General features: G+C 72.8%; 11 protein-coding genes. 7 read left to right on the forward strand and 4 right to left on the reverse strand.

The window, feature by feature from the left end; genetic code table 11:
• Positions 1–129 precede the first annotated feature (129 nt).
• Complete coding sequence (locus ABZ490_RS32205; RefSeq protein WP_358997864.1) at positions 130–1,149, reverse strand: DUF5954 family protein; 1,020 nt, start codon at positions 1,147–1,149, stop codon at positions 130–132.
• Positions 1,150–1,517: 368 nt separating this feature from the next.
• Here ABZ490_RS32205 and lon point away from each other — a divergent pair, with 368 nt between their 5' ends.
• Positions 1,518–3,986, forward strand: coding sequence for an endopeptidase La (lon, locus tag ABZ490_RS32210; protein ID WP_358997867.1), 2,469 nt, complete (start codon positions 1,518–1,520; stop codon positions 3,984–3,986).
• Positions 3,987–4,127: 141 nt separating this feature from the next.
• Positions 4,128–4,607: a MarR family transcriptional regulator gene (locus ABZ490_RS32215; RefSeq protein WP_358997870.1), complete on the forward strand. Its 480-nt coding sequence runs from the start codon at positions 4,128–4,130 to the stop codon at positions 4,605–4,607.
• A 40-nt stretch (positions 4,608–4,647) separates the two neighbouring features.
• Here ABZ490_RS32215 and ABZ490_RS32220 read toward each other — a convergent pair whose 3' ends face one another.
• On the reverse strand, positions 4,648–5,445 hold the full coding sequence (locus tag ABZ490_RS32220; protein WP_358997873.1) for a hypothetical protein: 798 nt from the start codon (positions 5,443–5,445) through the stop codon (positions 4,648–4,650).
• 369 nt (positions 5,446–5,814) lie between these two features.
• Between ABZ490_RS32220 and ABZ490_RS32225 the strand changes: the two genes are divergently transcribed.
• From ABZ490_RS32225 to ABZ490_RS32245, 5 genes are read left to right on the forward strand one after another with little or no spacing between them, the layout of a single operon-like run.
• Positions 5,815–8,679, forward strand: coding sequence for a nitrate- and nitrite sensing domain-containing protein (locus tag ABZ490_RS32225; RefSeq protein ID WP_358997876.1), 2,865 nt, complete (start codon positions 5,815–5,817; stop codon positions 8,677–8,679).
• Positions 8,676–9,182 (forward strand): roadblock/LC7 domain-containing protein, encoded by a 507-nt coding sequence (locus ABZ490_RS32230; protein ID WP_358997879.1) that lies wholly within the window; start codon positions 8,676–8,678, stop codon positions 9,180–9,182. Before ABZ490_RS32225 ends, ABZ490_RS32230 begins: the two co-directional genes overlap by 4 nt.
• Entirely contained in the window at positions 9,179–9,622 is a 444-nt protein-coding gene (locus tag ABZ490_RS32235; protein WP_358997882.1) for a DUF742 domain-containing protein, read from the forward strand. The genes ABZ490_RS32230 and ABZ490_RS32235 overlap by 4 nt, the downstream gene beginning before the upstream one ends.
• Positions 9,603–10,253, forward strand: a complete 651-nt coding sequence (locus ABZ490_RS32240) for an ATP/GTP-binding protein (protein ID WP_358997885.1) — start codon at positions 9,603–9,605, stop codon at positions 10,251–10,253. Before ABZ490_RS32235 ends, ABZ490_RS32240 begins: the two co-directional genes overlap by 20 nt.
• 56 nt (positions 10,254–10,309) lie before the next feature.
• On the forward strand, positions 10,310–11,563 hold the full coding sequence (locus tag ABZ490_RS32245) for a styrene monooxygenase/indole monooxygenase family protein (protein ID WP_358997888.1): 1,254 nt from the start codon (positions 10,310–10,312) through the stop codon (positions 11,561–11,563).
• Here ABZ490_RS32245 and ABZ490_RS32250 read toward each other — a convergent pair.
• Together ABZ490_RS32250 and ABZ490_RS32255 are read right to left on the reverse strand one after the other, a co-directional pair.
• Positions 11,560–12,681 carry an NlpC/P60 family protein gene (locus ABZ490_RS32250; RefSeq protein ID WP_358997891.1) on the reverse strand — a complete coding sequence of 374 codons (1,122 nt, stop codon included), beginning with the start codon at positions 12,679–12,681 and terminating at the stop codon, positions 11,560–11,562. The genes ABZ490_RS32245 and ABZ490_RS32250 overlap by 4 nt on opposite strands.
• Before the next feature lie 114 nt (positions 12,682–12,795).
• Positions 12,796–13,104 (reverse strand): hypothetical protein, encoded by a 309-nt coding sequence (locus ABZ490_RS32255; RefSeq protein ID WP_358997894.1) that lies wholly within the window; start codon positions 13,102–13,104, stop codon positions 12,796–12,798.
• Between the last annotated feature and the right edge of the window lie 2 nt (positions 13,105–13,106).

Below are 13,106 nucleotides of genomic sequence, written 5' to 3' on the forward strand. Positions count from 1 at the left end.
GCGGCTTGCTCACTGTGAATCGCCTTGCAGTGTGCGTGAGTTGCCTGTGAGTTCTGTTGCGGGGATGCGGCGGACGGCTTGCGAAGGCATGGCGATCGGCGCGGCCGTGCCGGACGTCTCGGGGGCCCGTCAGTCGTCGTAGCGGACGGTGCCGTCCTCGCGCAGGGTCGGGTGGATCTTCATGGGGCCGTACTCGTCGGCGTCCGACGGGCGGGGCGGCTCCGGGCCGTCCGGGCCCATCCGGACCATCCGCTCGACCCGGCAGACCCGGAACACCCGGTCGTCCACGCTCGCCTCGTCGGCCCGCCCCGCCGCCCGGAACGCCTCGGCGGCGCGCGCGTAGCGGGCCTTCTTGCGCTCGTCGAAGCGGTACAGCATCGCCCAGACGCGGGACATGCCGTCGTAGAGCGAGCGACGGGCGTCGTGCGGGGTCGGGTGCAGGGAGCCGCAGGGGCTCCAGCCGGTGGCGCCGCGCTCGGCCACCGCGAAGCCGACGGGCAGCCGCACCACGTCCGGGTGTGTGGTGGCCGCCCGCACCGAGTCGGCGAGCACGTCCTCGGGGAAGCGGGCGCCCGAGTACACGAAGTCGCGCAGGCCGAGCCGCAGCGCGCCCGCCATCGGGCCCTCGTCCCGGCCGGGATCCAGCGCGAAACCGGCATCGGGGGAGGGGACCGCCGCCCGCTCCTCCCAGGACGGGCAGACCGGTTCGGGATCGGTGGGCCGTGGCGGCTCCAGGCCGTCGTCGCCGGTCCGCGCGAACTCGTCGCCGCGGACGACCCGGTAGCGCACGCCCAGCGCCTCCACCTCGTCGGCCGGGTCGCGCTCCAGCACCGAGACGGCCGCGAGCAGCGCGCGCCGCACGGCCGGGTCGTCGGTGCCGTCCTTCGCCGTGAACCACAGATGCGAGTTCAGCCCGTCCCGGGCCTGCTGGGGCATGCCGTCCACCACCGGCTTCAGCAGCCGCCAGCGCGGTTCGCCGTGGGCCGGGTCCCGGACGGCGACACCGAAGACGGGCCCGCGCAGCGCGATGTGCGGATAGCGCCGGGAGGCCTCCACGGCGTCCGCCTCCATCACCCAGGCGACGGGGTCGTCCCGGCGCACGAGATCCGCGTGCAGGGCGTCGAGCCGTCGCTTCCAGTCATCGGTCATACGCGCATTGTGGTCGCCGGATGGGGTGACTTCGGGGCGAATGCCGGAAGTGGGCGGATGGGCTGGGGGAAGCCGGGAGCGGGGAGGCACGGCCGGTCGCGTACCGCCCTTGGGCGCGCCCCCGAGCGCCTCGGGATGTCGGTCCCGCTTCGGCCGTCCGCTCTTGCGCACGGGTACGGGGGTGCGTCCGGCGGTGCCGCGGGTGGCCGCGGGGACGCCGGGCCGGGGGTGGGGCGCGGAGCCCGGCCCTCGGCCCGGCGAGCGACTCCCGTGATCGCCCACAGCGAACGCGGTGCACCCCCGGGAACATTCGAGGGCTCATGTGCATTGAGTCGGCATAGCTCAACTTGACTGCCGAAGGGGAGATCATGGCTTCGACGTCCGTATCGCTCACCCTGCCCGTACTGCCTCTTGATGACGAGGTTGTGCTCCCCGGCATGGTGGTTCCGCTGGACCTCAACGACACCGACGTGCGCGCCGCGGTGGAGGCCGCCCAGGCCGCCGCCCGTTCCGAGGGCGGAAAGCCACGTGTGCTGCTGGTGCCGCGCATCGACGGGACGTACGCGAGCACGGGTGTGCTCGGCACCGTCGAACAGGTCGGCCGGCTGGCCGACGGAGACCCGGGCGCGCTGATCCGCGGCCGCGGCCGGGTCCGGATCGGCGCCGGGACGACCGGCCCCGGCGCCGCCCTCTGGGTCGAGGGCATCCGGGTCGACCAGGAGGTGCCCGAGCCGTTGCCCGGTCAGGTCGCCGACCTGGTCAAGGAGTACAAGGCGCTCGCCACCGCCTGGCTGCGCAAGCGCGGCGCCTGGCAGGTCGTCGACCGCGTCCAGGCCATCGACGACGTCTCGGCGCTCGCCGACAACTCCGGCTACTCGCCGTTCCTGACCACCGAACAGAAGGTGGAGCTGCTGGAGACCGCCGACCCGGTGGCCCGCCTCAAGCTCGCCACCCAGCAACTGCGCGACCACCTCGCCGAGCAGGACGTCGCCGAGACCATCGCCAAGGACGTCCAGGAGGGCGTCGACAAGCAGCAGCGGGAGTTCCTGCTGCGCCGCCAGCTCGAAGCCGTCCGCAAGGAACTGCGCGAACTCAACGGCGACGCCGCCAAGGACGGCGAGGAGTCCGACGACTACCGCGCCCGGGTGGAGGCCGCCGACCTGCCCGAGAAGGTCCGCGAGGCGGCCCTGAAGGAGGTCGACAAGCTGGAGCGGTCCAGCGACCAGTCGCCCGAGGGCTCCTGGATCCGCACCTGGCTGGACACCGTCCTCGAACTGCCGTGGAACGAACGGACCGAGGACGCGTACGACATCCAGGGCGCCCAGGCCGTCCTCGACGCCGAGCACGCGGGCCTGGAGGACGTGAAGGAGCGGATCACCGAATACCTCGCGGTGCGCAAGCGGCGCAGCGAGCGGGGGCTGGGGGTGGTCGGGGGACGGCGCGGCGGTGCCGTGCTCGCCCTGGTGGGCCCGCCCGGCGTCGGCAAGACCAGTCTGGGGGAGTCCGTCGCGCACGCCATGGGGCGCAAGTTCGTCCGCGTCGCCCTCGGCGGGGTGCGCGACGAGGCCGAGATCCGCGGTCACCGCCGTACGTACGTCGGCGCGCTGCCCGGCCGGATCGTACGGGCGATCAAGGAGGCCGGGTCGATGAACCCGGTGGTGCTCCTCGACGAGATCGACAAGGTGGGCTCCGACTTCCGGGGCGACCCGGCGGCGGCTCTGCTGGAGGTCCTGGACCCGGCGCAGAACCACACCTTCCGGGACCACTACCTGGAGGTCGAGCTGGACCTGTCCGACGTCGTCTTCCTCGCCACCGCCAACGTCCTGGAGGCCATCCCGGAGGCCCTGCTCGACCGTATGGAGCTGGTCCGCCTCGACGGCTACACCGAGGACGAGAAGGTCGTCATCGCCCGTGACCACCTGCTCCCGCGCCAGCTGGAGCGGGCCGGACTGGACAAGGACGAGGTCGTCCTCGACGAGAGCGCGCTGCGCAAGCTCGCCGGCGAGTACACCCGGGAGGCGGGCGTCCGCACCCTGGAGCGCTCGATCGCCCGGCTGCTGCGCAAGATCGCCGCCCAGCACGAAATGGGCGAGCGGAAGCTGCCGTTCACCGTCACCGACGCCGACCTGCGCGCCCTGATCGGACGGCCGCACCATGTGCCCGAGTCCGCCCAGGACCCGGCCGAGCGCCGTACGGCGGTCCCGGGTGTCGCCACCGGCCTCGCGGTCACCGGCGCGGGCGGCGACGTGCTCTACGTCGAGGCATCCCTGGCCGACCCGGAGACCGGCGCGGCGGGGCTGACCCTGACCGGCCAGCTCGGCGACGTGATGAAGGAGAGCGCGCAGATCGCCCTGTCCTTCCTCCGCTCGCACGGCGCGGAGCTGGAGCTGCCCGTCGGCGATCTGAAGGACCGGGGTGTGCACATCCACTTCCCGGCGGGCGCGGTCCCCAAGGACGGCCCGAGCGCCGGCGTCACCATGACGACGGCCCTCGCCTCCCTGCTGTCCGGCCGGCTGGTCCGCACGGACGTGGCGATGACCGGCGAGGTCTCCCTCACCGGACGGGTGCTGCCGATCGGCGGCGTCAAGCAGAAGCTGCTCGCCGCCCATCGCGCGGGAGTGACGACCGTCGTCATCCCCAAGCGCAACGAACCCGACCTGGACGACGTCCCGGCGGAGGTGCTGGACAAGCTCGACGTCCACGCCGTCACGGACGTCCGGCAGGTCCTGGAACTGGCGCTCGCGCCCGCGACGAACGGCGCGTCGCCCGAGGTTCCGGCCGCGGCGATGGGGGTACCTCCCAGGCTTTTGGCACTGGGGGAGGACGCGACCGGATGAGGGCAGGGCCCGGGCTCCTCGTGAGGGAGGCCCGGGCCCTCGCCCGTACCGCCCCCGGGAAACCGCCGCCGGTCCCGGTCTGCGAAATACTTGAGGAGCCGCGGCCAGGGCGGGCACCGGCGGAAACAGGAGTGGGCTGACGTGCACGAGGAAGCGAACGGCGAGGAGTCGCCGCGCGGGGTGGACCAGGGCGACCGGGAGTTCCTCTCCCTGGAGCGGGAACTCACGGTGCTGTTCCGGCGCGCCCGCGCCAACCAGGGCGAGATGGCCCGCGAGGTCCACCCGGACCTGGAGTCCGCCGCGTACGGCCTGCTCGTCCGGCTGGAGGAGTGCGGCCGTCAGCGCGCCACCGAACTGGCCGGCTACATCGGCGTCGGCAAGGCCACCATGTCCCGTCAGCTGCGTGCCCTGGAGCAGCTCGGGCTGATCGCCCGCGAGCCCGACCCGGCGGACGGCCGTGCCTGGCTGGTCGACCTGACCGAGGAGGGCCGCAGCCGTGTCGGCCGGGTCCGCGAGGCCCGCCGCGAGCGGTACGTCACGCACTTCTCCGACTGGGACCGGCGCGAGGTCGCGGAACTGGCCCGGCTGCTCCACCAGCTGAACCGCGGCATGGAGAAGTAACCCGGGCCCGCCGCCGACGCCGTACGGCTCCACCACGGCCCTACGGCTCGACGTACACCGCCGTCGCGTCGTCGTGCGTCTTCGCGGTCCCCAGGAACACCCGGCCGGAGCCGTCGGCCGCGTCCGCGCGCTCCAGCTCCCGTACGCGGTCCACCAGCGCCTCCACCCCCCGCGCCCGGATCAGGGCGAACAGGTCCGTCCAGTCGCCCTCGCGGAAGGTCTCCGTCCAGCGGGCCGCGCCGTCCGACAGCGCCGCCAGGGCGCCGACCCGGGCGCGCGGCACGCTCCCGGTCACCGCCCGCGCGGCCACCGCCGGATCCGCGGCGGCGGTGAAGAAGCCGCCCTCCCGGTTGCGCAGCTCGCCGTCGACGTACGCCGCGCTCCTCAGCAGCTCGCGCGGCAGCCGGGCCAGCCGGTCGTCGAGGACGGGGGTGACCGCGCCGTCCGGGGCGGCGAGCAGCAGCACCGCGTCGGACAGGACCAGATACTCCACGGTCTCCGCCGACCAGCGCGCCAGGGCCACCGTCGCCTGCGGGGTGCGCGGGTGAGAAAGGTCACAGGTTTCGGCGTGGGCCGCGGCGGTACGCGCAACGGCGAGAGAGAGGGCCTCGACCAGCGGAACATCCGGTGCCGAAACGGTCAGTTCGGTCAGGGCCCCGCCCAGCCGTGCCGTGAACCAGGGGACCGAATGCAGACAGCCCCCGCCGTCCGGCGGCGGAGTCACCCCGTCGAGCACCACGACCGAACCGCCCTGCCCGCAGGCGGGAAGGCCGACGCTCACGAAGTCCTCGTCGGGGCGGGCCGGATCGCCGGGCCGCGACACAAGTTCCGTACGCATCCGGCCAGTCTGCACGACCCCTTCACCACCTCCGCGAAAGGCTTGCATCGCTCGCCGAACAGGCGTAGGCCCGCAGGTCAGACGCCTGGTTTGGGAGGTAATGCAGGGGTCGGGGAAGCGGTGGCGGCGAATCTTGTCAAAGCCCGCCGCCCACGTCCAACCGGCCTGCCGCGCAAGGGCGCTGCACGCGCCAGAGGAACTTGCCCGCCAACTCCCCTCCGATGTTCACTCCTTCGGGTGGCGGGTCAGGCGATGCACGGTTCCCGCCCACCGGCACTGGGAGGGTCGGGGACCGAACCGGGCGTACGCACCAGTTGACGGGGCGTCATATCCGGCCCATGGGTACACGAGTCAGGAATGCGAGCACCGGTGCAGAAGACGCGGCCTCGGCGCACAGGCAGGCAGACGGCCTCCGAGGGGGGCGCGGAGCGCACCCCTGTCGGCAAGGGCCGCCCCACCCATGTACGCAACCGGCTGATCGTCGCGGTGGCCGTGGTGGCCGCCGCCATCGCCGGAGCGGGCGCCCCCGCCGTCCTCACCGCCTCCGGGCAGCTGAAGGACGCCCAGGACCTGGTCACGCTCGCCGGGCAGACCCAGGACGCCCTCGTCCTCGCCCAGTCCCTCGCGGACGAGCGCGACGAGGTCACCTCCTACATCGCGGCCGGCCGCCCCAAGTCGCAGGCGCCCGCCGCCGACGGCAGCGCCCGCGTGGACCGGCAGGCGCGCGAACTGGGGGAGACGGACCTCACCGCCTCCCTGCGCGCCGCCCTCGACTCCCTCGCGTCCGTCCGCGCCACGGCGCTCACCGGCGACGACACGGCCGTGGAGACGCACGAGGCGTACTCCGCGATCATCACCGCCCTGCACGGCCTCGCCGACCGGCTCGCCGAGGGCATGCCGCCGCGCGCGGGCTCCGGGGCGTACGCCCTCGCCGAGCTCGACGCCGCCGTGCAGCAGGCCTCCGCGGCCCGCGGACTGCTGCTCGCCGCGCTGAACGTGCCCACCAGCTCCCGGTCCGTCTACGACCCGGCCACCGGTCTGACGACCACCGAGAAGACCTCGTCGGCCGCCGACACCAAGACCCGCGACGCGCTCACCGCCGCCGCCCAGCAGGCCCGGGTGCGCTCCGACGCGGCCCTCGCCGACTTCCGCGAGGGCGCCCCCGGCAAGGCCGTGGACTCCTTCGACTCCACCGTCACCGGCGGCGACGTCGACACGGCCGAGAAGTACCTCGACCGCCTCACCGACCAGCCCGTCCTCGGCGACGACGAGCTGGACACCGGCACCAAGAAGCTGGACGCCGCGCTCTCCGCCCGCATCGAGCTGATGCGCGGCGTCGAGTCCTCGCTCTACGACCACCGCACCAAGGACCTCGCGCAGCTCCGCGACGACGACGTCACCGCGCTGGAGATCCGGGTCGCGCTGATCGGCGCGCTGATGCTGCTGGCGGTCGTCGTCAGCACCGGCATGGCGCGCAGCCTGACCTTCCCGCTGTCGGTGCTGCGGCGCGGCTCCGCCCGGCTCGCCGAGGCCGAGAACCCGGGCGCGGAGGAGCCGGTCCGGTTCACCGGCCGCAACGACGAGTTCGCCCAGGTCGTCCGGTCCGTCAACGCCCTCCACGAGCACGCCGTCGCCCTCCACGAGCGCGTCAACACGCTGGAGTCCGACCGCAAGCACCTCGTCGGGCAGCGGCAGCTGATGGCCGACGCCCGCGAGGAGCTGCGCGCCGAACTCGCCGACTCCGCCGCCCAGCTGGAGCGGCTGCGCGGCGCCATCGGCGGCACCTTCGTCAACCTCGCCCTGCGCACCCTCGGGCTCGTCGAGCGGCAGCTCGCCGTCATCGAGACCCTCGAGGAGCGCGAGCAGGACCCGGACCGGCTCTCGACCCTCTTCAAGCTGGACCACTTCGCCACCGTCATGCGCCGGCACAGCGAGAACCTCCTCGTGCTGGCCGGGACCGAGCACGTCCAGCAGCACGCGGGCCCGATCCCGCTGGTGGACGTCGTCCGGGCGGCGGTCAGCGAGATCGAGCGCTACGAGCGGGTCCGCATCGCCTCCCTGCCGCCGCACGCGCACGTGGCCGGCTTCGCCGCCGACGACCTGAGCCATCTCCTCGCCGAACTGATGGAGAACGCCACCTCGTTCTCGCCGCCGGACCTCCCCGTCGAGATCTCCGGCTGGCTCCTGGAGAGCGGCGAGGTGATGCTCTCCGTCCAGGACGAGGGCATCGGCCTCGACGCGGAGCGGATCGTCCGCCTCAACTCCCGGCTCGCCGAGTTCGACCCCGAGACGCCGTACGACCAGGAGGGCGAGGAGGGTCTCGGCCTCGGCCTGTACGTCGTCGCCCGCCTCGCCCACCGGCACGGGGTACGGGTGCAGCTGCGCGAGCAGAAGCAGGGCGGGACCGCGGCCGTGGCCGTCCTGCCGACCGCGCTGCTGGCCGCCGCGCCCACCGCCGCGGTCCCGTCTTCCACCCCCGCCGGCGCCGCCGGCCACGCCTTCTCCCTCCCGGGCGCCGACGCCGAGGCCAACTCCAACGTCCTCCCCGGCCGCACCAAGCCCACCGACGACCCGTTGGTCGCCCTGGCGGAGAAGGCCGTACGCAAGGCGGACGACGCCCCGCGAGACGCCGCCGCGGGGACGACGGCCGACGCCCGGTCCGACACCGGCGGGGCCACCGGTACCGGTGCCGCCGAGACGGCTGGGGCCACGGAGACCGCTGGGGCCAACGAGATCGCCGGTTTCGACGGGGCCGCCGAGCACAAGTCCCCGGCCACCGAGCGTCCCGCTCCGGAGGGCCAGGTCACCCTGGCGGAGAGCCCCGCCCCCGAGCTCCCCGCCGAGACGACCATGGAGCTCCTGCTGCCGCACCCGCAAGGGGAAACGGACGCCGGGCCGGACAGCACCACCGAGCACAGCAGGGTCCCGGACGCGCCCGAGGCCCTCGTCGCCGACGAGGAGCCCGTCACCGACAAGGGCCTGCCCAAGCGGACCCCCAAGATCACTGTTCCCACCCAGGCCCCGCGCCGGCTGACCGGTTCGGTCGACGCCGAGGCCCTCCGCCGCCGTCTGGGCGGCTTCCGCCGGGGGGCGGAGGCCGGTTACCGCGAGGTGGAGGCGGAGATCGCGGAGAAGACGGGCCAGAACAAGGTTCCGTCACCCGCGACACCTCAAGATGCACACGCACACGCCGAAGAAGACACGGGGGGCACAGTCGAGGAGGCAAGCAGTTGACCGCGCCCAGTACCTTCGGACTGAGCAGTGAAGCTCGTAACCTGCACTGGCTGTTGACCAACCTCGTGGAGGAGGTCCCCGGCATCCAGTCCGTCGCCGTCGTCTCCTCCGACGGCCTGCTCCTGCTCTCCTCGGACCCGGGCAGAAACGACGAGGCCCGGCAGTCCCGCACCGGTAAACCCACCGGCCCCCGCGGCTCCTCCGCGGACCTCGCCACCATCGTCTCCGGCATCGGCAGCCTCACCATCGGCGCCGCGAAGCTCATCGACTTCGGCGGGGTCAAGCACACCATGATCGCCATGGAGGAGGGCAGCCTCTTCGTGATGTCGATCAGCGACGGCTCCCTGCTCGGCGTCCACGGCTCCGCCGACTGCGACATGAGCGTCGTGGCGTACCACATGGCCCTCTTCGTCGGCCGGGCCGGACACGTCCTGACCCCCGAACTCCGCAGCGAGCTACGAAAATCGCTGGAGGAGTCGGAGTCGGCGGGGAGCACCCGGTGACCGACGACCCGCGTCGGCCGGAGCAGCCGCAGCAGCAGCTCAAGAAGCAGCTCCCCGTCCGCGGCGGCGACCGCAGGCCCGCCCGCGTCCGCCCCTACTCGCTCACCGGCGGCCGTACCCGCTTCGGTCACGTCCTCCTCGTGGAGACGTTCGTCGCGGCCCTCGAAGCCCCGGAGGAGCGCAAGGAACTGGCGAACAGTTCCCTCAAGTCCACGGTCATGCCGGAGCTTCGGGCCATCGTCGAACTGTGCCGCCGGATGCGCACGGTGGCCGAGATCGCCGCGCTGCTGAAGATGCCGCTCGGTGTGGTCCGGGTGCTGCTCAGCGACCTCGCGGACCAGGGAAAGATCCGTGTGTACGGCACCGGTACCGCCCACGGTACGGGCCGTCCCGACCGCGCTCTGCTGGAAAGGGTGCTGAGTGGACTCCGTCGTCTCTGACGCCGCCTCCTCCTTTGGCGTCACCCCCCTCGTCGCACCCGAACCCGACGAGCCCCTTCAGCCCTGGCAGACGGACCGCACCCGAGCCCCGATAGCCACCAAGATCGTGGTGGCGGGCGGGTTCGGCGTCGGCAAGACCACCCTCGTCGGCACCGTCTCGGAGATCGAGCCCCTCCAGACGGAGGCGCTGATGACCGAGGCGAGCGCGGAGACCGACGACCTCTCCGGCACGCCCGAGAAGACCACCACCACGGTGGCCATGGACTACGGCCGCATCACGCTCGACGACGATCTGGTGCTGTATCTCTTCGGCACGCCGGGCCAGCAGCGGTTCTGGTTCATGTGGGACGACCTGGTGCGCGGTGCGATCGGCGCGGTCGTCCTCGCCGACACCCGCCGGCTGAAGGACTCCTTCCCCGCGCTGGACTACTTCGAGAGCTGCGGGCTGCCGTACGTCGTCGCCGTCAACCACTTCGACGGCAGCGAGCTGTTCGAGCCCGCGGACGTGCGGGAGGCGCTCACGATCCCCGCGCACATACCTGTCATGATCATGGACGCGCGGCGCCGGATCTCGGTGATCGAGACCCTTCTGGCCCTGGTGGGCCACGCGCTCGACGAAACCCCCGAGTAGCTCTCGATCAGCCCCGAGCAGTCCCCCGAGCAGTCCCCACCAAGGAGTCTCCCCGCATGCGGAAGATACTCGTCGTCGGAGCCGGCCAGTCCGGTCTCCAGCTCGCCCTCGGCCTCCAGTCGCACGGGTACGAGGTCACCCTGATGTCCAACCGGACGGCGGACGAGATCCGCTCCGGCCGGGTCATGTCGACGCAGTGCATGTTCCACACCGCCCTCCAGCACGAGCGCGACCTCCAGCTGGGCTTCTGGGAGTCCCAGGCCCCGAAGATCGCCGGGCTCGGCGTCTCGGTCGCGGCCCCCGGCTCGCACGACCCGGGCCCGACGCAGCGCGCGATCGACTGGGTCGGCACCCTCGACGGGTTCGCCCAGTCCGTCGACCAGCGCGTGAAGATGGCCGGCTGGATGGAGATCTTCGCCCAGCGCGGCGGCCAGCTCGTCATCCACGGCGCGGCCGTCTCCGACCTCGACTACTTCTCCCGCGCCTACGACCTCGTCCTGGTCTCGGCGGGCAAGGGCGAGCTGGTGTCGATGTTCGCCCGCGACCCCGAGCGCTCCCCGTACGCCGAGCCGCAGCGCGCGCTCGCCGTGTCGTACGTCCACGGCATGGGCCCCCGCCCCGAGCACCCGGACATGGAAGCGGTCCGCTGCAACCTGGTCCCCGGGGTCGGCGAACTGTTCGTCATGCCGACGTTCACCACCTCCGGCCGCGCCGACATCCTGTTCTGGGAAGGCATACCCGGCGGCCCGCTGGACGTCTTCAACGGCGTCAAGGACCCGGCCGAGCACCTCTCCCTGACGCTGGAACTCATGGAGAAGTTCACGCCCTGGGAGTACGCGCGGGCGACGAAGGTCGAACTCACGGACGCCGGCGGCACGCTGGCCGGCCGCTACGCGCCGACCGTCCGCAACCCGATCGGCCGGCTGCCCGGCGGCGGTCTGGTGCTGGGCGTCGCCGACGTCGTCGTCGCCAACGACCCGATCACCGGCCAGGGCTCCAACTCCGCCTCCAAGTGCGCGGCCGCCTACCTCGCGTCGATCCTCGAACACGGGGAGAAGGAGTTCGACGAGGAGTGGATGCGGGCCACCTTCGACCGCTACTGGGACACCGCCCAGCACGTCACCAAGTGGACCAACGCGATGCTGGCTCCGCCGCCGGAGCACATCGTGAACCTGTTGGGGGCGGCGGGGCAGCTGCCGGTCGTGGCTGATCGTTTCGCCAACGCCTTCAACGACCCGGCGGACTTCGAGAACTTCTTCTACGAGCCCCAGAAGACCGCGGCGTATCTGGCGGAGGTCACGGGCGGCTAGAGGGGCGTGGGCGGCCGTGGGTCGTCCGGGCGTACCGCTCCCAGGATCGGGTTCGACGCGATCGGGGAGATCTTGATCTTCTCGCCCGTTCTGGGGGCCTGGATCACCATGCCGTCACCCATGTAGATCGCCACGTGGGTGGCCTCGGGGAAGTAGAGGACCAGGTCTCCTGGGCGCAGGTCGTCGAGGGGGACGCGCGGGAGTCTGGCCCACTGTTCCTGGCTGGTGCGGGGGATGGGGGTGCCGGCCCGGTTCCACGCCTGGGACGTCAGGCCCGAGCAGTCGTACGTCTTCGGGCCCTCCGCTCCCCACTCGTACGGCTTGCCGATCTGACGGACGGCGTAGCGCACGGCCTCCTCGCCCTCGCGGGAGGCCTTGTGGTCGTCCTTGAGGGCGCCGGACGCGATCAGCTTCCGCTGGGCCTGCGCCACCCCGTCCTGCTCCAGTTCGGCGATCGCCGCGAGCTGGGCCGCGGTGAGGGAGGCGAGGAGCTTCTCGACGTCGTCGAGGCGGCGGCGGACGTCGTCGCGCTCCTTCCTGCTCCGCTCGGTCAGGGTGAGCTGGCGGTCCAGGGCCGTGCGCGCCTCGCGGGCCAGCCCGTCCGCCCGGCGCTCGCTGCCCTCCAGCCGGCCCACCGTCTCGGCCCGCTCCCGCGCCAGGCGGCCGATGACATGCCCCTGGTCCAGGGCCTGCTGCGGGTCACGGGCCAGCAGCAGCCGTACGTACGGGGAGACGCCGACGCCGTTCTGGTACTGCTGGCGGGCCAGCCGTCCGGCCGCGACCCGGCTCTCGTGCAGGGTCAGCCGGGCCGCGGCCAGATCGGCGTCCAGGCGGTCGGTCTCGGACTGCCGCCGCTTGAGGGCCTCCTCGGTGGCGTTGTAGGCCTCGGTCGCCTTCTCGGCCTCCCGGTACAGCCGCTGAAGCTCCGTCAGCAGCTCGGCCACCGACCGCCCGCCGGGCGGCGACGGGACCGGGGCCGGGCTCAGGGCCGGGCTCGGGGCCGGGCCGGGGGGCGACGGTTCCGGTACGGCGACGGCGGCACCGCCCGCCAGAACGGCCTGCGCGGCCAGCGCCGCCGTGGAGACCGCACAGGCCAGACGCAGCAGCCTTCCTGACATGTCATCACCTCCACTGCGGGGAGGCGGCCCGGGTGGCCCCTCGAACCCGCAGGGTGATAATGGGACATGTAGGAAGAAAGTGCGCGGTCGACTGCTCGGTTCGGCCCAGTCACGTCACTCTTCGGTGTCGTCCCGGTGCTTCTCCGGCGTGGTGGGTTCCGGCTTCGACCACGGCCACCTCAGGCGGCCGGAGCCCGTGTCGCCCTCGGCCGCGTACTCGTACTTCCACCCCTGCTGGAGCCCCAGCCGCCTGCTGTGGCCGCGCGGCACCCGCCGGTACACCAGGACCGTCGGCGGGCCGCCCGCCGCGTCGGGGACCGGGATGCGGTACGTCTTCGGCGGGTGCCCGGTCATGCCCAGCAGGACCGGCAGCACCCGGCCGTCCATCGGGCCGCCCTCGAAGGGGGTGTCTTCGCTCTTCACCG

Source organism: Streptomyces sp. NPDC005811 (assembly GCF_040630405.1).
Taxonomy (GTDB): Bacteria; Actinomycetota; Actinomycetes; order Streptomycetales; family Streptomycetaceae; genus Streptomyces.